Annotated in this window: 22 protein-coding genes; 16 read left to right on the top strand and 6 right to left on the bottom strand. The window is 63.9% G+C overall.

The genetic code is table 11. The annotated features are described in order from the left end of the window. Window positions 1–29: 29 nt before the first annotated feature. Together ACOQFP_RS22470 and ACOQFP_RS22465 are read right to left on the bottom strand one after the other, a co-directional pair. A complete protein-coding gene (locus ACOQFP_RS22470; protein ID WP_421585573.1) occupies window positions 30–1,427 on the bottom strand; it encodes a sugar porter family MFS transporter in 1,398 nt (465 codons plus the stop codon). A 118-nt stretch (window positions 1,428–1,545) separates the two neighbouring features. After that, a complete protein-coding gene (locus ACOQFP_RS22465; protein ID WP_421585572.1) occupies window positions 1,546–2,208 on the bottom strand; it encodes a hypothetical protein in 663 nt (220 codons plus the stop codon). A 98-nt stretch (window positions 2,209–2,306) separates the two neighbouring features. Here ACOQFP_RS22465 and ACOQFP_RS22460 point away from each other — a divergent pair, with 98 nt between their 5' ends. The 10 genes from ACOQFP_RS22460 (at window position 2,307) to ACOQFP_RS22415 (ending at window position 13,884) form a co-directional block, all read left to right on the top strand. Next, on the top strand, window positions 2,307–3,884 hold the full coding sequence (locus ACOQFP_RS22460; RefSeq protein WP_421585571.1) for a carboxylesterase/lipase family protein: 1,578 nt from the start codon (window positions 2,307–2,309) through the stop codon (window positions 3,882–3,884). Between the two features lie 166 nt (window positions 3,885–4,050). Continuing rightward, entirely contained in the window at window positions 4,051–5,568 is a 1,518-nt protein-coding gene (locus ACOQFP_RS22455; RefSeq protein WP_421585570.1) for an ATP-dependent DNA ligase, read from the top strand. 119 nt (window positions 5,569–5,687) lie between these two features. Next, window positions 5,688–6,527: a nitrilase-related carbon-nitrogen hydrolase gene (locus ACOQFP_RS22450; protein ID WP_341243695.1), complete on the top strand. Its 840-nt coding sequence runs from the start codon at window positions 5,688–5,690 to the stop codon at window positions 6,525–6,527. After that, window positions 6,527–7,948: a dihydropyrimidinase gene (gene hydA, locus ACOQFP_RS22445; protein ID WP_421585569.1), complete on the top strand. Its 1,422-nt coding sequence runs from the start codon at window positions 6,527–6,529 to the stop codon at window positions 7,946–7,948. Before ACOQFP_RS22450 ends, hydA begins: the two co-directional genes overlap by 1 nt. Before the next feature lie 3 nt (window positions 7,949–7,951). Beyond that, entirely contained in the window at window positions 7,952–8,983 is a 1,032-nt protein-coding gene (locus tag ACOQFP_RS22440) for a TIGR03842 family LLM class F420-dependent oxidoreductase (protein ID WP_421585568.1), read from the top strand. After that, window positions 8,980–9,915 carry an ABC transporter permease gene (locus ACOQFP_RS22435; protein WP_206489500.1) on the top strand — a complete coding sequence of 312 codons (936 nt, stop codon included), beginning with the start codon at window positions 8,980–8,982 and terminating at the stop codon, window positions 9,913–9,915. Before ACOQFP_RS22440 ends, ACOQFP_RS22435 begins: the two co-directional genes overlap by 4 nt. Next, window positions 9,912–10,691, top strand: a complete 780-nt coding sequence (locus ACOQFP_RS22430) for an ABC transporter ATP-binding protein (protein WP_421585567.1) — start codon at window positions 9,912–9,914, stop codon at window positions 10,689–10,691. The genes ACOQFP_RS22435 and ACOQFP_RS22430 overlap by 4 nt, the downstream gene beginning before the upstream one ends. Beyond that, window positions 10,688–11,446: an ABC transporter permease subunit gene (locus ACOQFP_RS22425; RefSeq protein ID WP_341243686.1), complete on the top strand. Its 759-nt coding sequence runs from the start codon at window positions 10,688–10,690 to the stop codon at window positions 11,444–11,446. The genes ACOQFP_RS22430 and ACOQFP_RS22425 overlap by 4 nt, the downstream gene beginning before the upstream one ends. Next, on the top strand, window positions 11,443–12,573 hold the full coding sequence (locus tag ACOQFP_RS22420) for an ABC transporter substrate-binding protein (protein WP_421585566.1): 1,131 nt from the start codon (window positions 11,443–11,445) through the stop codon (window positions 12,571–12,573). Before ACOQFP_RS22425 ends, ACOQFP_RS22420 begins: the two co-directional genes overlap by 4 nt. Beyond that, complete coding sequence (locus ACOQFP_RS22415; protein WP_421585565.1) at window positions 12,574–13,884, top strand: aspartate aminotransferase family protein; 1,311 nt, start codon at window positions 12,574–12,576, stop codon at window positions 13,882–13,884. On the opposite strand, the gene ACOQFP_RS22410 is transcribed toward ACOQFP_RS22415, so the two are convergent. Next, window positions 13,885–15,267: an FAD-binding oxidoreductase gene (locus tag ACOQFP_RS22410; protein ID WP_206489495.1), complete on the bottom strand. Its 1,383-nt coding sequence runs from the start codon at window positions 15,265–15,267 to the stop codon at window positions 13,885–13,887. It lies immediately after the preceding gene. Between the two features lie 231 nt (window positions 15,268–15,498). On the opposite strand from ACOQFP_RS22410, the gene ACOQFP_RS22405 reads away from it, so the two are divergent. Next, window positions 15,499–15,810: a hypothetical protein gene (locus ACOQFP_RS22405; RefSeq protein ID WP_206489494.1), complete on the top strand. Its 312-nt coding sequence runs from the start codon at window positions 15,499–15,501 to the stop codon at window positions 15,808–15,810. A gap of 26 nt (window positions 15,811–15,836) precedes the next feature. Here ACOQFP_RS22405 and ACOQFP_RS22400 read toward each other — a convergent pair whose 3' ends face one another. Continuing rightward, a complete protein-coding gene (locus tag ACOQFP_RS22400; RefSeq protein ID WP_421585564.1) occupies window positions 15,837–16,478 on the bottom strand; it encodes a Type 1 glutamine amidotransferase-like domain-containing protein in 642 nt (213 codons plus the stop codon). Further along, complete coding sequence (locus tag ACOQFP_RS22395) at window positions 16,475–16,915, bottom strand: HIT family protein (protein WP_206489492.1); 441 nt, start codon at window positions 16,913–16,915, stop codon at window positions 16,475–16,477. Before ACOQFP_RS22395 ends, ACOQFP_RS22400 begins: the two co-directional genes overlap by 4 nt. Before the next feature lie 252 nt (window positions 16,916–17,167). Between ACOQFP_RS22395 and ACOQFP_RS22390 the strand changes: the two genes are divergently transcribed. The 3 genes from ACOQFP_RS22390 to ACOQFP_RS22380 are packed head-to-tail and all read left to right on the top strand — an operon-like array spanning window position 17,168 to window position 20,030. Then, window positions 17,168–18,286 carry a Re/Si-specific NAD(P)(+) transhydrogenase subunit alpha gene (locus tag ACOQFP_RS22390; RefSeq protein ID WP_206489491.1) on the top strand — a complete coding sequence of 373 codons (1,119 nt, stop codon included), beginning with the start codon at window positions 17,168–17,170 and terminating at the stop codon, window positions 18,284–18,286. After that, the gene (locus ACOQFP_RS22385) at window positions 18,286–18,609 is read left to right on the top strand and encodes an NAD(P) transhydrogenase subunit alpha (RefSeq protein ID WP_206489490.1); all 324 of its coding nucleotides are present in this window, start codon (window positions 18,286–18,288) and stop codon (window positions 18,607–18,609) included. Before ACOQFP_RS22390 ends, ACOQFP_RS22385 begins: the two co-directional genes overlap by 1 nt. After that, window positions 18,609–20,030 (top strand): NAD(P)(+) transhydrogenase (Re/Si-specific) subunit beta, encoded by a 1,422-nt coding sequence (locus ACOQFP_RS22380; RefSeq protein WP_421585563.1) that lies wholly within the window; start codon window positions 18,609–18,611, stop codon window positions 20,028–20,030. Before ACOQFP_RS22385 ends, ACOQFP_RS22380 begins: the two co-directional genes overlap by 1 nt. A gap of 37 nt (window positions 20,031–20,067) precedes the next feature. On the opposite strand, the gene ACOQFP_RS22375 is transcribed toward ACOQFP_RS22380, so the two are convergent. Next, complete coding sequence (locus ACOQFP_RS22375; RefSeq protein WP_341243683.1) at window positions 20,068–20,667, bottom strand: hypothetical protein; 600 nt, start codon at window positions 20,665–20,667, stop codon at window positions 20,068–20,070. Window positions 20,668–21,362: 695 nt separating this feature from the next. On the opposite strand from ACOQFP_RS22375, the gene ACOQFP_RS22370 reads away from it, so the two are divergent. Together ACOQFP_RS22370 and ACOQFP_RS22365 are read left to right on the top strand one after the other, a co-directional pair. Then, the gene (locus ACOQFP_RS22370) at window positions 21,363–21,689 is read left to right on the top strand and encodes a hypothetical protein (RefSeq protein WP_421585562.1); all 327 of its coding nucleotides are present in this window, start codon (window positions 21,363–21,365) and stop codon (window positions 21,687–21,689) included. Window positions 21,690–21,788: 99 nt separating this feature from the next. Further along, window positions 21,789–22,814 (top strand): phosphotransferase family protein, encoded by a 1,026-nt coding sequence (locus ACOQFP_RS22365; RefSeq protein ID WP_421585561.1) that lies wholly within the window; start codon window positions 21,789–21,791, stop codon window positions 22,812–22,814. Window positions 22,815–22,817 lie beyond the last annotated feature (3 nt).

The raw sequence follows: 22,817 nt of genomic DNA, 5'->3' as shown, positions 1-22,817 counted from the left end.
GTCGCCGCCCCTGTATCTGCGGTCCCGACTCACCCCAACATGTCCTCGAGCTCCATGCCCTTGGTCTCCCTGATCTTGGCGTTGACGAAGAAGAAGGAGAGCGCGGCGAACAGTGCGAAGCCGGCGTAGATGACCCAGAGGCCCACTGCCGACGTCAGCGGCGGGAATGCAAGTGTGACAGCGAAATTGGCGATCCAGTTGGCCGCGGTTCCGATGCCGAGCGCCATTGCTCGCATACGATTGGGGAACATCTCACCGAGCATGACCCACATGATCGGACCCCAGGTGGATGCGAAGAAGATGACGAACAAGTTGGCGCCGACCAAGGCGATCGCACCCCATGGAGCAGGCAGTGTGACATCGTCGCCGCTTCCGATCGACTGCGAGAATGCCACCGAGGCCATGACGAGCCCGACGAACATGCCGATCGACCCCGACATCAGCAGCTTGCGTCTGCCGATCCGGTCGACGAACAAAATCGCGACGAAGGTCATGACGACGTTGATCACAGCGGTGATGACCGAGGTGGTGAACGACTGGTCCTCGGTGAAGCCCACCGAGCGCCACAGCGTCGTCGAGTAGTAGAAGATCGCGTTGATGCCGACCAGCTGTTGCAGCACGGCCATGGTGATGCCGACCCACACGATGGGATGCAGACCGAATTTGGGACCACGGATATCGGCGAAGGACGAGTTCTTCTCCTTGCGCAGCGTCAGCCGAATCTCGTGCACGCGTTCATCCGGATGCAGCACCCCGGTGATCTCGGTGAGGACCCTGGCTGCCTCGTCGTCCAGATGTTGACCCACCAGATAGCGCGGCGATTCGGGGATCAGGGTCGCGAGAACGCCGTAGACCAGTGCTGGGACGACGCCGACGAGGAACATCCAGCGCCAGGCCTCGATGCCGAACCACAGCTCGTTGGAGGCGCTGCCTGCAACACCGGCGAGAATGGCATCCGACAGCAAGGCTGCGAATATTCCGATGGTGATGGCCAACTGCTGGAGTGAGGCCAACGACCCGCGCCATTTCGCCGGAGCGATCTCGGCAATGTAGGCCGGCGCGATCACCGACGCGATGCCGATGCCGAGTCCGCCGAGTACTCGCCAGAGCATGAGATCGGGAACGCTGAACGCCAGACCCGAACCGATCGACGAGACGGTGAACAGGGCCGAGCCCAGCAGCATGACTTTCTTGCGGCCCCATCGGTCGGCCAGGGTTCCGGCGAACCAGGCACCGACTGCGCAACCGAGCAGAGCGATGGCCACGACGAAGCCTGTGGTGAACGATCCGAGCGAGAAGTTCTCCTCGATGGAGTCGACGGCTCCGTTGATGACCGAGCTGTCGAAGCCGAACAGGAACCCGCCCACAGCTGCGGCGACGCTGACGCCGATGACCTTTGCTGTGTGGCGGTCCGAGGTCTGATTCATGAGTGACGCACCTTCCGGCCGCGCGCACGGGCGTCGGCCGCTGGGGAGACCGTACGGCAGGAATTGTCGTACAGTCCTCGGACATTACGCCTGGTATTTTGCCGCGCGAACGACACCGTCAGCGAAGGTCGAAATCATCGCCCGAGACCGTGAACCCGTGGCCGACCTGATCGGTGCAGGTAACCCCGGTCTGCTCGTCGACCGTGCACTGCAGGCCGTTGGTGGAACCGCTGCCGGCGACGGTGAGCACCTCGCCGTACGGCAAGACCGCAGCCGGGCCGTCGAAACGGTGAAACTTGGGATCGCCCAGACTCTCGAACTTCGCCGCAGACCCCGCGATCAGTTGCACCGTATTGGGTGCGACGGCTGTGCGCGATGCACCGCTGCCGGGAACCCTCGGTGCCGAATCCGGTAGCGAACCGTGGCATCCGGCGATGGAGGTGTCGAGCACGGCTATTCCGCACTCGAATTTTCCACTGGGGCTCGAGAAGTAGTACCAACCGGGTGCCTTGCCTGCGTAGTCCTGCGGGTTCGCCTGTGGTGCAGACGAACTCGTCGGTGCTGCCGTGGTAGTCGTCGGCATGGTGGTTGTCGTCGTGGTGGTGGTGGTTTGGCCCGAACTCGATGGAGTTCGGTCACTGGTCGCGGACGGGACAGCGGTGATCGGTGCGGGACGGTCGGTGATGACGGTGGCCATCGGCGCGTCTCCTCCGCCACTCGAACCGCACGCGGCCAGTCCCAGTATCGCAACGGCGACTGCGACACTTCCCAATTTCCTCATCGGCGAATCCTTCTGTCGAGGGTGTCGGCGTGGTGCTCGATCTCGCCGGCTCGGTGGATGTTGTTGGTAGGTTGGGAAACGACGGAACAGGAGGTTCGATGGACACCGCGTCCGATTCCGCCGCGTCCGATGCCACCGTGTGTGTGAGCACGCCCTACGGAGACGTTCTCGGCTATCCGGTCGCCGCAGACGCATCGCCGGTCGTGGCGTGGCGGGGCATTCCGTACGCGACGCCACCGGTGGGCGCACTCAGGTTCCGTGCGCCCCAGCCGCCGCAGCCGTGGTCCGGAGTGCTCGACGGCCTCGACTTCGGGGCCATGGCTCCGCAGGGCCGCGACAGTCCGGTGCCGATCGATCCGTCGTTGTCGATTTCCGAGGACTGTCTGTCTCTCAATGTCTGGGCTCCGCGTCCCGACGGGGAACTGCGTCCGGTCATGGTCTGGATCCACGGCGGTGCGTACTCGCTCGGATCGTCCGCGCAGCGCGTGTACGACGGCCGTGAGCTGAGCGAGAACGGTGACGCGGTGGTGGTGACCGTCAACTTCCGGCTCGGTGCTTTCGGGTTCCTCGATCTCTCCTCGTTCTCCACCGACGAGCACACGTTCGAGACCAATCTCGGACTGCGCGATCAGATCGCGGCCCTGGAGTGGGTACGTGAGTGCATCTCCGCTTTCGGCGGCGATCGCGACCAGATCACCCTGTTCGGAGAATCCTCCGGCGCTGCATCGATCACCACGTTGATGACCTCGCCGAAGGCCGAAGGCCTGTTTCACAGAGCCATCGTGCAGAGCGCTCCTGCGACGTCGGTGTACGGCCCCGACCGAGGTGCGGCCGTGGCGTCGAGATTCTTGGAGTTGGTGGGAGTCGACCCGTCGGATGTCGGCGAGCTGCTCGACATGCATTTCACCAGGTTGGTCACGGCAGGCGACACGCTCTGCTATGAGGTTCCGACGAGAGTTCCTGGGACGCTTGGGCTTTCGCCGGTCGTGGACGGCGATATCGTCCCGCGCTACCCGGTGGCAGCGTTTCAGAAGGGGCTCTCGCATCGGATCCCGTTGATCATCGGCACCAATCATGACGAGCCCTCGATATTTCGGTTCATGAAATCGCCGTTGATGCCCATCACCTCCGACACTGTCTCGGAGATGTTCCGGGCCATCGCCCACGATCATGCCGATCTGCCTGCCTACCGGGTTGCCGAGATCATGGCGGCATATCCCGATCGTGACAAACCTGCTGGAGCGCAGGCCATCTCGCGTGACGCAGGTTTTCTCATGCCGAGTCTGTGGATTGCCGACGCGCACAGTAGGCACTCGCCGACGTGGATGTATCGGTTCGATCATGCAACGCCGATGCTCAAGGCCGCCAGGGTGGGTGCCGGACACGCCACCGAACTGCCATACGTGTTCGGTAACTTCGGAACGTTGAACCGAGACCCGACCTTCTGGCTCGGCGGTCGGAAACCGGCCATGGCGGTATCGGCCCGAATGCAGAGACGCTGGCTCGCTTTTGCGCGATACGGTGTTCCTGCAGCCCTGGATGCATCCAAGCACTGGGCTCCCTACACCGAGACGTCGCGGTGGACTCTGGTGATCGACACTGCCGACACTCTGGTGGACGATCCGGACGGCGACATGCGCGCAGCGTGGGGCGACCGGGTTCTGGGATTCAGCTGAGGTGTCCGTCATGCGCTATCGCACGGACGTTGCGGACATGAATCGAACGTAACAGCAATAACCCCAGGAGCAGGAGCCACACCGGTAACAATTGGATGTCAGCGGTGGAGCCTGCGGAATGACCCGGTGAGCCAGGTCTGTCGGTGTCTGGCGTTATGTTCGACGTGTGTTGATGTCCAGGATCGTCGAGACCTCCCGCGCTGTGGCCGCGACGCGTTCGCGCAAGGTCAAGATCGAGGCGCTGAGGGCTCTGCTGGCCGAGGCGGAGGTCGGCGACATCGGACCTGCCGTCTCGTGGCTGTCGGGGGAGCTGCCGCAGGGGCGGATAGGAGTCGGTTGGCGCACCTTGGCCGATCTCGACGTGGCGTCCACGCAGGACCCGACGCTGACGGTGGCGCAGGTGGACGAGGCGATGTCTTCGGTCGCGGCGGTCTCGGGAGCCGGCTCTGCTGCGCGCCGGGTAGCACTGCTGACCGACCTGTTCTCCCGTAGCACCGCCGAGGAGCGTCAGTTTCTGATCCGGCTGGTCACCGGCGAGCTGCGTCAGGGCGCGCTCGAAGGAATCATGGTCGACGCTGTTGCTGCGACCACGAACCTGCCGCAGGCTCCGGTGCGTCGCGCATTCATGCTGTCGGGTCGGTTGCCCGCTACGGCGATTGCCGCTGTCACCGGTGGTGTTGAGGCGCTCGAGGCATTTCGGCTCGAGGTGGGACGCCCGGTTCGGCCGATGCTCGCCTCGCCCGCGGAATCGCTGCGCGGTGCCTGGGAGCAGCTCGATGGCGAGGTCACCGTCGAGTACAAGCTCGACGGCGCTCGAATTCAGGTGCATCGCTCCGGGAACGAGGTGAGTATCTACACGCGAACTCTGCGAGACATCACCGCGAGTGTGCCCGAGCTGGTGGAGGTGGTTCGCGGTCTGCCGTGCGATTCGGTGGTCCTGGATGGGGAGACCCTCGCGCTGGAGGACAGCGGCCGGCCCAGGCCGTTTCAGGAAACAATGAGCCGATTCGGCGCAGAGAGCGCACACGAGCTGTTGCTGCAGCCGTACTTCTTCGACTGCCTGCACCTCGACGGCGAGGACCTGCTCGACGCCCCGTTGGAGCAGCGCTTGGCCGCACTGGACCGGGTGGCACCGGGGCACCGAATTCCCAGTGTCGTTCGGCCCGACGCGGACGAAGCAGCGGCCCACTTCGACGCCGCACTCGACGCCGGCCACGAGGGGGTCATGCTCAAGGCGCTCGGTGCACCGTACGCCGCAGGCCGACGCGGAAAGAGCTGGCAGAAGGTCAAACCCGAGCACACGCTCGACCTCGTCGTACTCGGAGCCGAATGGGGATACGGGCGGCGTACCGGCTACCTGTCCAATCTGCATCTGGGTGCTCGCGATCCCGACGGCGGTGACCCGATCATGGTCGGTAAGACCTTCAAAGGCCTGACCGACGTTCTGTTGCAATGGCAGACCGACGAATTCCCGAAACACGAGCGAGATCGGGACGAGCACACCGTGTATCTGCGCCCGGAACTCATCGTCGAAATCGAACTCGACGGCGTACAGGTCAGCTCGCGCTACCCGGGCGGCGTGGCCCTGCGATTCGCGCGCGTGCTGCGTTACCGACCCGATAAGGCCCTCGCCACCGCCGACTCCATCGACGCCGTGCGCGCACTGCTCGTCCGGAGCGACTGACCAGCATGCCACCTCGGCGCGCTCGGGACGATTAATACATACGAAACCGGGCGAACGATCCCGTAACACGGCGCAAAATATCTTGAGGGTGCAAGCCAGCGAGAGATGGAGTGCCAATGATGTCCACAGTTCGAGCTGCATTGGTCCAAAGCGCGTGGACCGGCGACAAAGAATCGATGATCGCGGCACACGAGGGGTTTGCTCGGTCCGCCGCCGAGCAGGGCGCGAAAGTCGTCTGTTTTCAAGAACTTTTCTATGGACCGTATTTCTGTCAACTGCAGGACACGAAGTTCTACGAGTACGCCGAATCGGTACCAGGTCCTACCGTCGACCGGTTCGCCGCATTGGCCGAAGAACTCGGCATCGTGATGATTCTGCCGGTCTACGAGCAGGAGCAGCCCGGGCTTCTCTACAACACCGCCGCCGTCGTGGACGCCGACGGTAGTTATCTCGGTAAATACCGAAAGCACCATATTCCACACGTGAACGGTTTCTGGGAGAAGTTCTACTTCCGGCCCGGCAATCTGGGGTGGCCGGTGTTCGACACGGCGGTTGGCCGAATCGGTGTGTACATCTGTTACGACAGGCATTTTCCCGAGGGGTGGCGTGCACTGGGCCTTGCGGGAGCCGAGATCGTCTTCAATCCGTCGGCCACCTCGCGGGGGCTCTCGAACTATTTGTGGAAGCTCGAACAACCTGCCTCGGCAGTCGCCAACGAATATTACGTCGGTGCGATCAACCGGGTCGGAATCGAATCCGAATACGGTGACGACGATTTCTACGGGACCAGCTACTTCGTCGATCCCGAGGGCAAGTTCGTCGGCGAGGTTGCCTCGGACTCCGAGCCCGAGATCATCGTCCGCGATCTCGACATGGACCTGATCAAGGTGGTGCGAGACCGATGGGCGTTCTATCGCGACCGCAGACCCGACGCCTACGGCCCACTGGTGCAACCCTGATGGCCACCATGTTCGTGCACGGTGGAACAGTGGTATCCACCACCGGTGCACAGGAATTGGACGTTCTCATCGATGGTGAGACCATCGTGGCAGTGCTGCAGCCGGGCTCGGTGTCGCTGGCCGCGGACCTGAGAACCTCGGCCGATGTCGTCGTCGATGCCACCGACAAGTACGTCATTCCCGGCGGGGTCGACGGCCATACGCACATGGAGATGCCGTTCGGTGGAACGTTCGCCTCCGACACGTTCGAAACCGGAACCCGCGCAGCGGCGTGGGGTGGCACGACGACGATCGTCGACTTCGCGATCCAGACCCCCGGACAGCGCGTCCAGGACACTCTGGCGCAATGGCACGACAAAGCCGCGGGGAAGTGCGCCGTCGACTACGGCTTCCACCAGATCATCGGCGACGTCACCGACGATTCACTCAAAGCGATGAGCGAGTTGGTGGCCGAGGGCGTCACCAGCTTCAAGCTCTTCATGGCCTATCCGGGCGTGTTCTATTCCGACGACGGCAAGATCCTGCGCGCTATGCAATCCGCCGCCGACACGGGTGCGCTGCTGATGATGCACGCGGAGAACGGCATTGCGATCGATGTCCTGGTTGCGCAGTCGATCGCGCGTGGGGACACCGCTCCGTATTTCCACGGCACGTCGCGGCCGTGGCAGCTCGAGGAGGAGGCGACTCATCGAGCGATCATGCTGGCCAACGTCACCGGGGCGCCGCTCTACGTCGTACACGTTTCGGCCAAGCAGGCTCTGGAACAGATCGCGCAGGCCAGGGGCAACGGGCAGAACGTATTTGCCGAGACATGTCCGCAGTACCTCTATCTGTCGCTGGAGGAACAGCTCGGCGCACCGGGTTTCGAGGGTGCGAAGTGGGTCTGCTCGACGCCACTGCGGTCGCGAGCAGAAGGGCATCAGGACCAGTTGTGGCGGTACCTGCGCACCGGTGACGTGGCGACCGTCAGCACCGATCACTGCCCCTTCTGTATGAAGGACCAGAAGGAGATGGGTGTAGGCGATTTCTCCAAGATTCCCAACGGGATCGGGTCGGTGGAGCATCGCATCGATCTGATGTTCCAGGGCGTCAAGAGCGGCAAGATCACGCTCGAGAGGTGGGTCGACGTCTGTTGTACCACTCCGGCGCGGATGTTCGGCATGTATCCGAGGAAAGGTGTCATCACCCCCGGTGCGGACGCCGACATCGTGATCTACGACCCGAACGGACACACCAGCATCGGTGTCGACAAAACCCACCACATGAACATGGACTATTCGGCGTACGAGGGATTCGAGATCGACGGGCACGTCGATACCGTGATCTCGCGTGGGCGGATCATCGTCGACGGTGGATCCTATTCCGGCGCAGCCGGACACGGCCGATTCGTCCGACGCGACCTGTCACAGAATCTGATTTGAGCCATGGACATCGGGGTAGTGCTGCAGTGCAATCCGCCGGCATCGCGGGTGGTCGATCTGGCCAGACAGGCTGAGACGCATGGGTTCTCGCATGTGTGGACGTTCGATTCGCATCTGTTGTGGCAGGAACCGTACGTCATCTACAGCCAAATTCTGGCTGCGACGAGGCGGGTGACCGTCGGGCCGATGGTCACCAATCCTGCCACCCGAGACTGGACGGTGACGGCATCGACGTTCGCGACGCTCAACGACATGTTCGGCAATAGGACCGTCTGCGGCATCGGCCGCGGCGATTCGGCGGTACGCGCTCTCGGTGGAAAGCCGACAACCCTTGCAGCGCTGCGGAACTCGATAGAGGTGATCCGCAGTCTGGCCAACGGGCGCAGTGCCGAGGTAGGTGAGGCGACGGTCCAGTTTCCGTGGGCGGAGCAGTCCCGCCTCGAAGTGTGGGTCGCAGCGTACGGACCAAAAGCCCTCGAGCTGACCGGGCAGGTGGCGGACGGGTTCATTCTGCAACTGGCCGATCCCGATATCGCGGCATGGACCATCGGAAGGGTCCGCGCCGCGGCCGAGCAGGCCGGTCGCGACCCGGATTCGATCTCGATCTGCGTTGCAGCTCCCGCCTACGTCACCGATGGCACCGAGGCCGGGTTGGAGCACGCACGTGACCAGTGTCGTTGGTTCGGTGGGATGGTCGGCAACCATGTTGCCGATATCGTCGCGCGATACGGCGGGGACGGCGGCGGTGTGCCCGCGGCCCTCACCGACTACATCGCGGCGCGCACCGGCTACGACTACAACGAACACGGACGGGCAGGAAACTCGCATGCCGAATTCGTTCCGAACGAGGTGATCGACAGATTCTGCCTACTGGGAACCCCAGCCGATCACATCGCCAGGTTGACAGACCTCGAGGCGCTCGGCGTCGATCAGTTCTCGGTCTACCTTCAGCACGACGCGAAATCGGCGACTCTGGAAGCGTACGGCGAGAGCATCATTCCGCAGATCCGTAAGTCCGTGACGGCAACCTCGTGACGAGTGTTCTCGACCAGGCCCCGGCGACGTCACCCACTCCGGCACAGGCGAATCGAGGACTGCGGCGTCCGTTGATGGCGGTGGTGGCAGTCGGGCTGCTGCTGACGTTCTGGGAATTGGTGAAAGTGCTCGTCCCCGAGAACGGGGTGAGTATCGCCGGAGTGAGGGTACTGCCGCGCACCGACGACGGCGCGTTGCCGCACGTGTGGTCGGTGCTGGCGGCGCTGACCGAGCCCGAGGTGAACGTCGCAGGCGCACGCAGTGTCGGTGCCGCGATCATCTCCAGCGGGCTGTTCACCTTCGGTCTGGCGGTACTCGGATTCGCGCTGGGCGCGGTCGTCGGGTTGGTTCTGGCAACGGCGATGCAACGATTCGTGTGGGTCGAGCGATCGCTGTTGCCCTACGTGATCGTCTCCCAGACGGTTCCCTTGATCGCGTTGGCACCCCTCGTCGCGGGGTGGGGTGGAAAAATCGCCATCGGCGGATATGCGTGGCAGCCATGGATGAGCATCACCGTCATCGCCTCGTATCTCGCCTTCTTTCCGGTGGCAGTGGGGATGTTGCGTGGCCTGCGTGCGCCCAGCCAGGCAGCACTCGATCTGATGCACAGCTACGCGTCCGGCTGGTGGACCACGCTGGTTCGGCTGCGTCTACCGGCCTCGGTGCCGCACCTGATCCCCGCGTTGCGCCTGGCTGCCGCTGCTGCCGTGATCGGTGCCGTGGTCGCGGAGATCTCCACTGGAACAACCGGTGGTATCGGCCGAACGATCATCGTGTTCTCTCAGCAGGCGACCGGGGATGCAGCACGCCTGTACGCGGCTGTTCTCGGGGCGGCGGTGCTCGGTCTCGTGGTGGCGGGATTGGTGTCGCTCCTCGAAATTGCTCTGGGGCGGTACGCAGTCCGGTCACCCGATCGAAAGGCGCAGACATGACCGAGCGCGCAGTACTCGTCGAGGACGTCGGCAAGGTCTTCGGCGGCGGAGTGCACGCTCTGCAGAACGTCTCGCTCACGGTCGAGGCCGGTGAATTCGTCTCGCTGATCGGGCCGTCCGGTTGCGGCAAGTCGACGTTGCTTCGCATTGTGGCCGATCTCGATCAGCCTTCTTCGGGTGCGGTGTCGGTGTTCGGGCGCACTGCTCGCCAGGCTCGCATCGAACAGAGATACGGCATCGCGTTCCAGCAAGCAGGGCTACTGGATTGGCGCACAGTCCAATCGAACGTCGCCTTGCCGCTCGAGCTGCACAAGGTACCCAAGCGTGAACGTGCGGACAGAGTTCGTGAGCTACTCGATCTGGTCGGATTGAGCGAGTTCGCAGAGCACTTTCCCGCCCAGTTGTCCGGCGGTATGCAGCAACGCGTTGCGATCGCGCGCGCTCTGGCCAGAACGCCGGGATTGTTGCTGATGGACGAACCGTTCGGAGCTCTCGACGAGATGACGCGGGAGAAGATGCAGAACGATCTGCTGCGGATAGCCGAGGAGTCCGGTGCCGCAGTGGTATTCGTGACTCATTCCATCCCCGAAGCGGTGTACCTGTCCGATCGAGTGGTCGTGATGTCTTCTCGGCCGGGGCGGATCGTCGACACCCTCGAAATCGACGCGTTCGGGACCGGCGGGGATCCGCGCGAATCGTCGGAATTCTTCGCGGCGATCACCGCTGTTCGGGATGCGCTGCACGGTCGTGCAATTCGTGGTGCGGATATTCGATGAAGCTCTGGTGGCCTCCGGTCGTGTTCGGCGTCGTGATGCTCGGAATGTGGCAACTACTCACTGTGGTCGCGGGGGTTCCGTCGTTTCTGCTGCCCTCGCCCAGCGCGATCGCCGAGCAGTTCGTGGCCAACCTCGGCAACATCGGATCGGCGAGCCTGGCAACGGGAACCAACGCCCTGATCGGGCTCGTCGCAGGGGCGGTCCTCGGTCTCCTCGCAGCACTGGCGGCGATACGACTGCGGATCGTCGACGAACTGCTCACTCCGTTGGCAGCGGGCGCCGCAGCCGTTCCCATCGTCGCACTTGCGCCGGTGTTCAACTCGATGTTCTCCTCGACCACCGATCTACCGCGTCGGCTCGTGGTGACGATCGTGGTGTTCTTTCCGGTATTCGTCAGTGCAGCAAAGGGACTGCGTCAGGTCTCGGCTGTCCATCACGATCTGATGACCTCCTATGCCGTGAGTGGTTGGCAGTTCACCCGAATCGTTCGCCTGCCCTCGGCCGTTCCGCACATATTCACCGGGTTGCGGGTCGCCGCTCCCAATGCTGTCATTGCTGCCATCATCTGCGAGTACTTCGGTGGACTGCAGAACGGTTTGGGGTCGCGGATCACCTCCGCCGCGGCGAATACGGCCTACCCCCGGGCGTGGGCATACGTGATGGGTGCCATCGCAGTCGGTTTGCTCTTCTTCGTGGTTGTTCTGTTGCTCGAGAAGCTCGTGTCCCGGCGTCGTCCTCAGGAGAGATGGATATGAAGATCACTCGAACCCCCCGCCCCCTTCTCGCCCTCGTCATGGCTCTGGCCGTGGTCGCCTCGGCCTGCAGCACCACCTCCACAGACAGCCCTGCCGACGGGGACAACACGATCAAGCTGCAGCTGCAGTGGTTCAAACAGGGCCAGTTCGCGGGCTATCTCGCCGCCGTCGACCAGGGCTTCTACGCAGAGCAGGGGCTGGACGTGGAAATCCTCGACGGTGGAACCGATATCGTTCCGCAAACCGTGCTCGCCCAAGGGCAGGCCGATTACGCGATCGCGTGGGTACCGAAAGCGCTCGCCTCCCGTGAGGCCGGAGCAGGTATCACCGATGTGGCCCAGATCTATCAGAAATCCGGCACATTGCAGGTCTCGTTCAAGGACCAGAACATCGCCTCACCGGCCGATCTTCGCGGCAAGACCGTCGGGAACTGGGGCTACGGAAACGAATTCGAGTTGTTCGCCGGAATGACCAAGGCCGGAGTGAGTCCTGCGGACGTCACGCTGGTGCAGCAGCAGTTCGACATGAACGGGCTGCTGTCCGGGGATATCGCGGCCGCTCAGGCGATGTCGTACAACGAGTACGCGCAACTGCTCGAAACCGTGAACCCCGAAACAGGTGCGCTGTACACGGCGGAGGACTTCGCGACGCTGAACTGGAACGACGACGGCGTCGCGATGCTGCAGGACGCGATCTGGGCCAATACCGACAAGCTCGCCGACGAGGCGTACCAGGAGCAGACCGTCAAATTCCTGGCGGCATCGTTGAAGGGCTGGATCTTCTGCCGCGACAACGTCGAGAAGTGCCGCGACATCACCGTCGCCGCGGGATCGACCCTCGGTGCGAGTCATCAGCTCTGGCAGGTCAACGAGGTCAACAAACTGATCTGGCCGTCCGCGGAGGGCATCGGCATGATCGACGAGGCAGCCTGGCAGCAGACTGTGGACATCGCACGATCCACCGAGAACGCCGAGGGCACGACCGTGCTGACCGCCGACCCCGATGCACAGGCTTACACCAACGAGTACGTGAGCCAGGCCCTGGAGATGCTGAAGGCCGACGGTGTCGACGTCACCGGGCAGTCGTACGCTCCGATAGAGGTCACACTGGAGGAAGGCGGCAAGTAGATGGATCACGTGTTCTACTCCTGGGCAGCGCAGGCCGAACTGAACCCGATCACCGTCGAGGGCGCAGAGGGCTCGTGGTTCTGGGACGACAAGGGCAACAGATACCTGGACTTCTCGTCACAATTGGTCAACGTCAATCTCGGGCACCAACACCCCGATATCGTTTCCGCCATCGTCGAACAGGCCCGAGTCCTGACGACCATTTCTCCGACGGTGGCCAACAACAAGCGCAGTGAACTCGCCGCGCTGATCGCCGAGCGGGCACCGGGTGATCTCGACCGAGTGTTCTTCACCACCGGTGGTGCCGAGGCCGTCGAACATGCGGTGAGGCTGGCGCGCCAGCACACCGGACGGACGAAAATGCTGGCCGCGTACCGCTCCTATCACGGCGGCACCGGCGTTGCGATCGGTCTCACCGGCGAGCCGAGGCGTTGGGGCACCGAACCGACCAATGTCGACGTCGTCCGCTTCTTCGGGCCGTACCCGTACCGGTCACCTTGGGGCGCAACGACTCCCGAGGAAGAGACGGCGGCAGCCCTGTCGCATCTCGAGCAAGTCATCGTGCTCGAGGGTGCGCAGAACATTGCCGGACTGATCCTCGAATCGGTCATCGGCACCAACGGTGTGCTGGTCCCACCGCCCGGCTACCTGGCCGGGGTTCGTGCGCTGTGCGACAAGTACGGGATCGTCTACATCGCCGACGAAGTGATGGTCGGTTTCGGGCGCATCGGCGAATGGTTCGCGTGCCAGGCCTGGGATGTGACCCCGGATCTGATCACGTTCGCCAAGGGCGTCAACTCCGGGTACGTCCCACTCGGTGGGGTGGTCATCTCGGAGAAGATCGCCTCGCAGTTCGACCACAAGGCCTACCCCGGCGGGTTGACCTACTCCGGGCACGTGCTCGGGTGCGCGGCCGGTGTGGCGTCCATCGGGGTGTTCGAGCGCGACCAGATCCTTCCGCACGTGCGCCACGTCGGCGAGGACGTACTGGGTGCGGGACTGTCGAAGCTGGCCGAATCGCATCCGAGTGTCGGTGAGGTGCGCGGCAAGGGATTCTTCTGGGCCGTCGAACTGGTCAAGGACGGTGAGACGAAGGAACCTCTGGCGGCTTTCGCTGCGTCGGGCACGGACGCGGCGGCGATGGGTGAGGTGACCGCGGCGGCGAAGTCCCGGGGTCTGTGGCCGTTCGTTGCAGGCAACCGCCTTCAGATCGCTCCGCCGTTGACGACGTCCGAGGACGAGATTCGTCAGGGACTGGAGATCCTCGACGAGGTGTTGACGGTGGCGGACGGGTTCACCGTCGACGGGTGATCACAGCACCGCGCCTGGGTTGAGGATGCCCGCCGGATCGAGTGCGGTCTTGATCCGACGGGTCAGTTCCATGACGTCCTCTCCGACCTGATCGGGCAGCCACGCTTTCTTGAGGCGGCCGACGCCGTGTTCACCGGTGATGGTGCCGCCCAACGAAATTGCCAGATCCATGATTGCGCCGAAGGCGATGTCGGCGCGACGGGTCATATCGGCGTCCTCGGGGTCGAAGACGATCAGCGGGTGGGTGTTGCCGTCGCCGGCGTGGGCGATGACCGCCACCAGAACATCGTATTCGGCGGACAGTTCGGCGATTCCGTCGACGAGCGCCGGAAGTGCGGGCAGCGGAACACCCACGTCCTCGAGCAGTAGGCTACCCAGGCGCTCGACCGCGGGAATCGCGAATCGCCGTGCGGCAGCGAAGGCCTCGCCCTCATCGGGATCGTCGGTGGTGAAGACATCCGATGCTCCGGCCTCGGTGCAGGCCGCAGCCATGACCTCGATCTCGCGCCCCCGATCGGCACCGGGGGAGTCGGAGCGGGCGATCAGCATTGCCGCGGCATCGCGATCGAGCCCCATGTTCATGGCGTTCTCGACGGCACCGATGGACGCGCGGTCCATGAATTCGAGCATGGACGGCCGCAGCGTTCGGGTGATCGCCAGAATGGCAGTGGTCGCGTCGTGCACCGAGGCGAACGACGCGACGACGGTACTGGCCGGAGGTTGCGCCGGAATCAGTCGCAGGGTGATCTCGGTGATGATTCCCAAGGTGCCCTCGGATCCGACGAAGAGTTTCGTCAGAGACAGGCCTGCCACATCTTTCAGGCGCGGCCCGCCGAGTCGGACGGCAGTGCCGTCGGCCAGGACTACCTGGAGGCCGAGTACGTAGTCGGTGGTGACGCCGTACTTCACGCAGCACAGACCGCCGGCGTTGGTCGCCGCATTGCCTCCGATGGAACACATCTCGAACGAGGACGGATCCGGTGGGTACCACAGACCGTGTTCGGCCACGGCTTTCTTGACCTCGGCATTGAGCAGGCCGGGTTGTACGACGGCGATGCGGGTCACCGGGTCGACGGTGATCTCTCGCATCAGTTCCGTGGTGAGCACGATCCCGCCGTCGACTGCGGTGGCCCCGCCGGACAAGCCCGAACCGGCACCGCGTGGCACCACCGTCACCGCGTGTTCGGTGGCCCAGCGCATGACGGCTTGGACGTCCTCGGTGGAGTGCGCACGCACCACTGCCGAAGGAGTTCCGGCGTTCGGATCCTTGGCCCAATCGCGCCGATAGCCCTCGGTGACGTCCGGGTCGGTGATCACGGCACCGGCGGGGAGCAGAGACTCGAGTTCGCTCAGGTGTGCTTCTGCACCGGTAGTCACCGACATCTCGGTCTCCTCACGTCGCCACTGTGACCGTCGACACTCGAGTCTGTCACGCAACGACTCGCGGCGGATGCGGGGGAGGCGAAAGGTCACAGATCGTCACATCAGTAACTTCGGCCCCAGGCGTTACCAGATCGATGCGTCGTCGACACGCAATGTTGTAGTTCGCCGCGCTAGCGTCCTGCGCAGCGAACCTCGTACCCCGTGCGGACGAGTCGACAAGGAGGCTGCACCATGATCGACATCGGAAGTGACTCCTGGAACTACGTAGCGGCGATGTTCTCGTACGAATTCCTCGGTGGCGGAGTCGAATACGACACCATCGAGCGGATACATCGAGGCGAACTCGACGAGTGGGTCCAGGCATTGACGCAGTCCGGATTGTTCGATCGAGTCACCGTGTCGCAGATTGCGGATTCGTGGCGGGAGGCACCTCGTCGTCTGTTCGACATGCTCGTGCTCGATGCGGACGAAATGACCGCACGACGGTGCTCGCTGGCATGGTCCTCACTCGACCGGCTGGCACCCCTGGCTCGCTTGGGTTGATCGACCTCGCCTGGGCCGCTCGACATTCAATCGAGCACCCGCATCCCCATCTCGTCGATGACGATCGCCTGCTCGTCGGTCAAACCGTGGCAGGCGATCTTGTCGGCCCTGAGACGCTGCAAGGTTGCCCGGCTCGACGAGTGCTCGTCCAGCACCGAACCGAGGTGCGGCACGATCGAGAAGTCCACCAGGCCCAACCCGGTCCACACCGCGTCCGTCCCCGTGGCGGTCCGAACCGCGCCGGGATCGTCCGCGTCCTCGACGCCGATCAACGACGGGGCCGCCACGCACGCTCCGGCGCTGTACCCGCCGTAGACGATGGACCCGTTGCGCACCCGCTCACTGAGTATTTCGTCTGCCCCGGAGCGGGCGAGCTGGGCGCGCAGGACGAAGGTGTTGCCTCCGCGAACCCACACCGCGCCGAATCCTTCGAGGGCGCGCTCGAATTCGACGGGCTTGCCCGCGTACTCGCGTAGGTCCAATTCCGCTGGGCGATAGCCGAGGTCGCGCAGCGGTCCGAACTCGCTGCGAAGCGAGGATGCGCGAGCGGCGGCGGGCCACGCGTCGGACGCATTCGCGATGACGCCGAGTTCGGCGGGCCGTCCGGTCAGTGCGACGAACGCGTCTGCGTGGCCGCCGAATCGATACGAGGACAGGAACAGCTTCACCTCGACGGCTCCTCGTTCAGACGCGTCAGCCCGACGCGGATGGCGTCGGCGATGCGATCGGGTTCGCGCAGGCGGCGCGTCACGAACCCGGATACGAACCGCAGTCGATCCCGGTGCCAGCGCGGCACAACGTGGAGATGCAGGTGAAAAACCGTCTGGAAGGCGGCCTTGCCGTCGTTGATCACGAGATTCGCCCCGTCGGCGCGCAGGTCCGAGCGTCGCACGGCGCGCGCAAGCGTGTGTCCGACGCGAAACACCTCGGCGGCCGCGGCCGGATCGGTCGAGTTCAGGTCGGTGGCGTGTGCACGTGGAACGACGAGAAGATGCCCGCGGCTGATCGGCCGAATATCGAGAAACGCGACGGCGTGGTCGTTCTCGAACACGCGATGGGCGGGTGCGTCGCCGGCGACGATGGCACAGAAGATGCAAGGATCCACGGCTGTCACTGTAGGGTCCGATCATCAGCGATAGGCCTGTGTGACATGCACCACAAGTGCGTGTCCCGTAGTCGGGGAACGCCGAACGGACTCGATTCAGAACGAATCGGACAGATTCCGAGTTGCCCGCGGTCTGTCTGCCCTCGCTACTATCAGGGACCTTGTGCCTTGTCGCATGGCTTCGTCCACTCGTCGCACGCTCGGGGCCGTTGGCCGATGAGTGGACACCATTCAACGCAGGAAGACGGAGATTTGGATACATCGCAGAGCACTGAGAAGGGTTCGGGATCCACGACGGTCGTCGGTGTGGTTCGGGAATCGGGAGAGGGCGAGCGTCGTGTAGCTCTGGTGCCCAAGATCGTTGCCTCCCTGACCGGCAAGGGCGTCGAGGTAGTCGTGGAGTCCGGTGCCGGACTCGGCGCGTTGATTCCGGACGAGCTGTACACCGCAGCCGGGGCAACGATCGGTGATCCGTGGTCGGCGGATGTGGTCGTCAAGGTTGCGCCACCCTCCGACGCGGAGATCGCCAAGCTGACGTCCGGATCGACACTCATCGGATTTCTGGCACCGCGCAACGCGGAGAACAGCATCGGAGCGCTGAAGGCAGCGGGTGTGCAGGCATTCGCAGTGGAGGCGATCCCGCGTATCTCTCGCGCGCAGGTGATGGACGCGCTGTCGTCCCAAGCCAACGTCGCCGGCTACAAGGCGGTCTTGCTCGCGGCATCCGAGTCGACGCGGTTCTTTCCGATGCTCACCACCGCCGCAGGCACCGTCAAGCCCGCCACCGTGCTGGTACTCGGCGTGGGGGTCGCCGGTCTCCAGGCGTTGGCGACAGCCAAGCGCCTCGGCGGCAGGCCCACCGGATACGACGTGCGGCCCGAGGTGGCCGATCAGGTCCGCTCGGTCGGTGCGCAATGGCTCGATCTGGGAATCGACGCGGCCGGTGAGGGCGGCTATGCACGCGAGCTCACCGAAGATGAGCGGCTGCAACAGCAGAAGGCACTCGAAGAGGCCATCACCGGCTTCGACGTGGTCATCACCACCGCGCTCGTGCCGGGCCGTCCGGCACCGCGGCTGGTCACGGCCGCGGCCGTCGAGGGCATGAAGCCGGGCAGCGTCGTCGTAGATCTGGCAGGTGAGACGGGCGGCAACTGCGAACTCACCGAGCCGGGGCAGACCGTCGTCAAGCACGACGTCACCATCTGCTCGCCCCTGAACCTCCCGGCCTCGATGCCCGAACACGCCAGCGAGCTGTACTCGAAGAACATCTCGGCATTGCTCGAACTCATGTTGGTCGACGGCAAGCTCGCCCCCGATTTTTCGGACGAAGTCCTCGCCGGTGCCTGCGTGACACGTGAGAAGGAGAACTGATGTACACCCCGCTACTGGCGAATATCGCGATCCTGGTGTTGTCCGGGTTCGTCGGCTTCGCGGTGATCTCCAAGGTGCCCAACACCTTGCACACCCCGCTGATGTCGGGAACCAACGCCATCCACGGCATCGTCGTCCTCGGTGCGCTGGTGGTTCTCGGAAAGGTCGAGGACCCTTCCATCGGGCTGCAGGTGATCTTGTTCGTTGCGTTGGTGTTCGGAACCGTCAACGTCATCGGTGGTTTCGTGGTCACCGACCGCATGCTCGGCATGTTCAAGTCCAAGCCCGTCCCCGCCAAGACCACGACGGGGGCTGATTCCTGATGGACAATCTCGTCAACGTTCTCTACATCGTCGCCTTCGGCATGTTCATCTACGGTCTGATGGGCTTGACCGGCCCGAAGACCGCGGTGCGCGGCAACCAGATCGCCGCCGTCGGCATGTTCATCGCCGTCGTCGCCACGCTGATATCGGTGCGTGAGACCGACAACTGGCTCATCATCGTCGTCGGACTCGTGGTCGGTGTCGCACTCGGGATCCCACCGGCCCGCCGAGTCAAAATGACTGCGATGCCGCAGCTGGTGGCCCTGTTCAACGGTGTCGGCGGCGGCACCGTCGCATTGATCGCCTGGGCCGAATTCCTCGACACATCAGGCTTCTCGCATTTCAACCACGGTGAGTCGCCGACGGTACACATCGTCATCGGATCATTGTTCGCTGCGATCATCGGGTCGATCTCCTTCTGGGGTTCGCTGATCGCATTCCTCAAGCTTCAGGAGACTCTGCCCGGTTCGCCGATCACCATCGGCAAGTTGCAGCAGCCGCTCAACGCTCTGCTGCTGATCGGCGCAGTGGCAGCCGCGGTGGTCATCGGCGTCAACGCCACCCCGGGCGGCGGGGTGTCGCAGTGGTGGATCGTGGCAGTGCTCGTCCTCGCCGGAATTCTCGGTTTGACGGTGGTGCTGCCCATCGGCGGTGCCGATATGCCGGTGGTCATCTCACTGCTCAATGCACTCACCGGGTTGTCTGCGGCGGCTGCGGGTCTGGCACTGAACAACACGGCCATGGTCGTCGCCGGCATGATCGTCGGTGCGTCCGGAACGATCCTGACCAACCTCATGGCCAAGGCCATGAACCGGTCGATACCGGCGATCGTCGCCGGTGGCTTCGGCGGCGGTGACGCTGCTGCCGGGCCCGCCGGTGCAGGTGGTGGAACCGCGAAGGCCACCTCGGCGGCCGATGCTGCGATTCAGATGGCCTACGCCAATCAGGTCATCGTCGTCCCCGGATACGGACTGGCCGTGGCACAAGCCCAGCACGCGGTCAAGGACATGGCCAAGTTGCTCGAGGCCAAGGGTGTCGAGGTCAAGTACGCCATTCACCCCGTCGCCGGCCGCATGCCCGGTCACATGAATGTGCTGCTCGCCGAGGCCGACGTCGCGTACGACGCGATGAAGGAGATGGACGACATCAACGACGAGTTCTCCCGCACCGACGTCACGCTGGTCATCGGCGCGAACGATGTGACCAACCCCGCCGCGCGTAACGACCCGAGCTCGCCGATTCACGGGATGCCGATCCTCAACGTCGATCAGTCGAAGTCGGTCATCGTGCTCAAACGGTCGATGTCGAGTGGGTTCGCGGGGATCGAGAACCCGCTGTTCTTCGCCGAGGGCACCTCGATGCTCTTCGGCGACGCGAAGAAGTCCGTCGCCGAGGTCACCGAGGAGCTCAAAGCCCTCTAGCCTCCACCCGCACAGCACAGATGGGGCGCTCCCGGCATCAACGGGTGCGCCCCGTCTTGCGTTGCACTGCCATCGCAGCGGTATCGAGGGGGTTGCGTGCTTCGCGAGCGGCAGCGTCGGCGGAATAGAGCATCACGATCGAGCAGGCAGGCCACCACACGAACGCGATCGACAACGCACCGACGACCCCGATGATCGATGCAGCGCCGGTGAACATCGCGGCCGCTGCCACGGCGAACGTCGCCACTGTTCCCAGGCCGAGTACCACCGGTCGCCATCTCGCACCGGCGACCATCGAACCGGCACCGAGCAGTGCCGCGACAGCGACGAGCGGCCCGTACGGCAGGTCCGTGGACGAGAGGGACAGTCCGACGGCCTCACGGATGACCTCGCCGGTCACGACGGCCCCGATGGTGCAGGCGATGACCGCTCCGATTCCGTACGGCAGCTTGCGCAGCACCGCCACGATGGTCAACGCCGCGACCGCGATCAGCACCGTGGTCACATCGATCGCGGACAGTGCTCGCTCGGCCAGAGCGGTTGCAGAACTCGGGTCCGTACGTACGGGCGACGCACGGTGCGGTGCCGACACCAGCAGCACCAGCAACACACTCGCCGAGCAACTCGCGACTGCCATCCGTGTGACGACCGCTCTCCGCCTGGACGAGCTCTGGTTGCGTGCCGATTCCGTCGGCTTTCCCAGCCCTGAGGGGGTTCGGATCGGTCCGCTGTCGAGACTCGGTGGTGACATGACCGTCACAGTGCCCTACGAGACTGAACATCGGATGTGAGGAACTTCGGAACCCCCTGATGGTTTTCACGGTCACGATTCGATCACGGTCGTCGCTCTCGAAGGGTGTCGCGGGCGGAGCGTATCGGCGGCCTGCTGTCAAGCGCCACGAGTTCGCGAAGCCGGGGCGTACCAGGGTGAAAGATTGTTTCTGATGCCCTGAGCAGGAAGTGCACCTGATTGTGCCGGTGGGTGTTTTGTCCGGTGATGGACGCCGGGCAGGGTCGCAGCAGGCGCTCGATGCCCAGGGTGGGCATCTACCTGCGTTTATACGCTCGGTTTGTTCGCGTTCACAGCAATTCGTAAAGCGAACTATGACTTCGTTGCAAGTCATTGAATGGATGGGTCGAAGTGTGTGACGATGGTCACAGAAGCCAGTTCATCCCGGGCGAGACCGTTCAAATGAGCGTAGTTTCAGCCGCATCGGAAAGCTGTGTTGACTCGTTACAGTCAGAATCATAACGATCTGGACACGGTATTTGGTGCCCGCCGAAGGCGGGTACTCGACACCTACGAACGTCAGAAACTCGAAGGAGAAGAACATGACCGCAATGTCTCAGGGACAGCTCGACATGGTCCGCGCGTTCTTTTGCAACGAGTTCCAAGCGGACTCGCTCGATCGATCCACTGTGCCCGAGCCTACGGCCGAGGCTGTGGCCGAGTGGGTCGATGCACTGGCTACCAGTGGACTCTTCGCCCCCGCCGAAGTGCGCAACATCGCCTCGGTCTGGGCCGCAGAGCCGAACACACTCACTTCTCTGCTGATCGGGGACGTCGACGAGGTTGCGGTCAAGCGTCACGGTGCGGCGACACCTGCTGCAGCGAGCGCCACGCCTGCACTGATCTCGGCATTCGGTCGCGCCAGCTGACTCGTCCTCCCGGCGTCCGGACGCCGCTTCGCTACGATCGGTCGACTCGGATGAGCGCAGCCGACGATCGATTGTCGAAGAGCGAAATGAGGGTGCTGGATGGCCACGGTGGGACTGGACGAAGATGCGGTGTCGACCTGGATCGCAGGATTGGGTATCGGCGCGACGTCTCCGTTGAGCTTCCGGCGAATAGGTAACGGGCAGTCCAACCTCACCTATGCGGTGAACGACGCGGGCTCCGCCACCTGGGTGCTCCGTCGTCCACCGCTGGGACACCTGCTGGCATCTGCACACGATGTCGTGCGCGAGCATCGGATTCTGTCAGCGCTGCAGAACACTGCGGTCTCGGTTCCGGCAATGATTGCAATGACCGAGGACTCGGCGATCTCAGACGTCCCTCTCGTGTTGATGAGCTTCGTGGACGGCGTGGTGATCGACTCGGTTGCCACGGCAGAATCACTCGACACCGATCACCGTCGCCGAGTCGGTCTCGGTCTCACGGATGCGCTGGCCGACATCCACGGTGTCGATCTCGACTCCTCGGGGCTCAGCGATCTGGCCAGCCACAAGCCCTACGCCGCCCGTCAACTCGCCCGGTGGACCAAGCAGTGGGAATCCTCCCGTACCCGGGACGTGCCGGGTATCGATTCTCTTGCCGTACGACTGGGTGCCAACATTCCGCAGCAGCAAGAACTGAGCCTCGTGCACGGAGATTTCCACCTGAGCAACGTGATCACCGACCGCGACGACGGAACGGTCGCTGCAGTCGTCGATTGGGAGCTGTGCACGCTGGGGGATCCGCTGGCAGATCTCGGCGGCCTGCTTGCCTACTGGCCGCAAGCCGATGACGGCGTCGCCGGACCGTTCATGGCATCGACGCTTCCGGGCTTCCCGACCAGGGCCGAGCTCGTCGAGGCATATGCACAGCACACTGGACGCGGTGTGTCCGACGTCGGATTCTGGGAAGTCCTGGCGCTGTGGAAGCTCGCGATCATCGCCGAGGGCGTGATGCGCCGCATGGAAGCGGACTCACGCAACCGGGGCGTATCGGGTGGACCGACCGCGACCCTCATCGACGATATCGTCGCTCGAGCACTCGGCAGAGCCGACGAGATCGGATTGTAGAGC

This window comes from Rhodococcus sp. MALMAid1271 (assembly GCF_049195265.1).
GTDB lineage: Bacteria > Actinomycetota > Actinomycetes > Mycobacteriales > Mycobacteriaceae > Rhodococcoides.
Note: the sequence above shows the minus strand (reverse complement) of the source record. Positions and strands in the feature narration are given on the sequence as shown.

Bases quoted from the DNA above. Each gene is read 5' to 3' on its own strand.
- ACOQFP_RS22470 (WP_421585573.1), bottom strand. From the start codon at position 1,427: ATGAATCAGACCTCGGACCGCCACACAGCAAAGGTCATCGGCGTCAGC.
- ACOQFP_RS22465 (WP_421585572.1), bottom strand. From the start codon at position 2,208: ATGAGGAAATTGGGAAGTGTCGCAGTCGCCGTTGCGATACTGGGACTG.
- ACOQFP_RS22460 (WP_421585571.1), top strand. From the start codon at position 2,307: ATGGACACCGCGTCCGATTCCGCCGCGTCCGATGCCACCGTGTGTGTG.
- ACOQFP_RS22450 (WP_341243695.1), top strand. From the start codon at position 5,688: ATGTCCACAGTTCGAGCTGCATTGGTCCAAAGCGCGTGGACCGGCGAC.
- hydA (WP_421585569.1), top strand. From the start codon at position 6,527: ATGGCCACCATGTTCGTGCACGGTGGAACAGTGGTATCCACCACCGGT.
- ACOQFP_RS22440 (WP_421585568.1), top strand. From the start codon at position 7,952: ATGGACATCGGGGTAGTGCTGCAGTGCAATCCGCCGGCATCGCGGGTG.
- ACOQFP_RS22430 (WP_421585567.1), top strand. From the start codon at position 9,912: ATGACCGAGCGCGCAGTACTCGTCGAGGACGTCGGCAAGGTCTTCGGC.
- ACOQFP_RS22425 (WP_341243686.1), top strand. From the start codon at position 10,688: ATGAAGCTCTGGTGGCCTCCGGTCGTGTTCGGCGTCGTGATGCTCGGA.
- ACOQFP_RS22420 (WP_421585566.1), top strand. From the start codon at position 11,443: ATGAAGATCACTCGAACCCCCCGCCCCCTTCTCGCCCTCGTCATGGCT.
- ACOQFP_RS22415 (WP_421585565.1), top strand. From the start codon at position 12,574: ATGGATCACGTGTTCTACTCCTGGGCAGCGCAGGCCGAACTGAACCCG.
- ACOQFP_RS22410 (WP_206489495.1), bottom strand. From the start codon at position 15,267: ATGTCGGTGACTACCGGTGCAGAAGCACACCTGAGCGAACTCGAGTCT.
- ACOQFP_RS22405 (WP_206489494.1), top strand. From the start codon at position 15,499: ATGATCGACATCGGAAGTGACTCCTGGAACTACGTAGCGGCGATGTTC.
- ACOQFP_RS22385 (WP_206489490.1), top strand. From the start codon at position 18,286: ATGTACACCCCGCTACTGGCGAATATCGCGATCCTGGTGTTGTCCGGG.
- ACOQFP_RS22380 (WP_421585563.1), top strand. From the start codon at position 18,609: ATGGACAATCTCGTCAACGTTCTCTACATCGTCGCCTTCGGCATGTTC.
- ACOQFP_RS22375 (WP_341243683.1), bottom strand. From the start codon at position 20,667: ATGGCAGTCGCGAGTTGCTCGGCGAGTGTGTTGCTGGTGCTGCTGGTG.
- ACOQFP_RS22370 (WP_421585562.1), top strand. From the start codon at position 21,363: ATGACCGCAATGTCTCAGGGACAGCTCGACATGGTCCGCGCGTTCTTT.
- ACOQFP_RS22365 (WP_421585561.1), top strand. From the start codon at position 21,789: ATGGCCACGGTGGGACTGGACGAAGATGCGGTGTCGACCTGGATCGCA.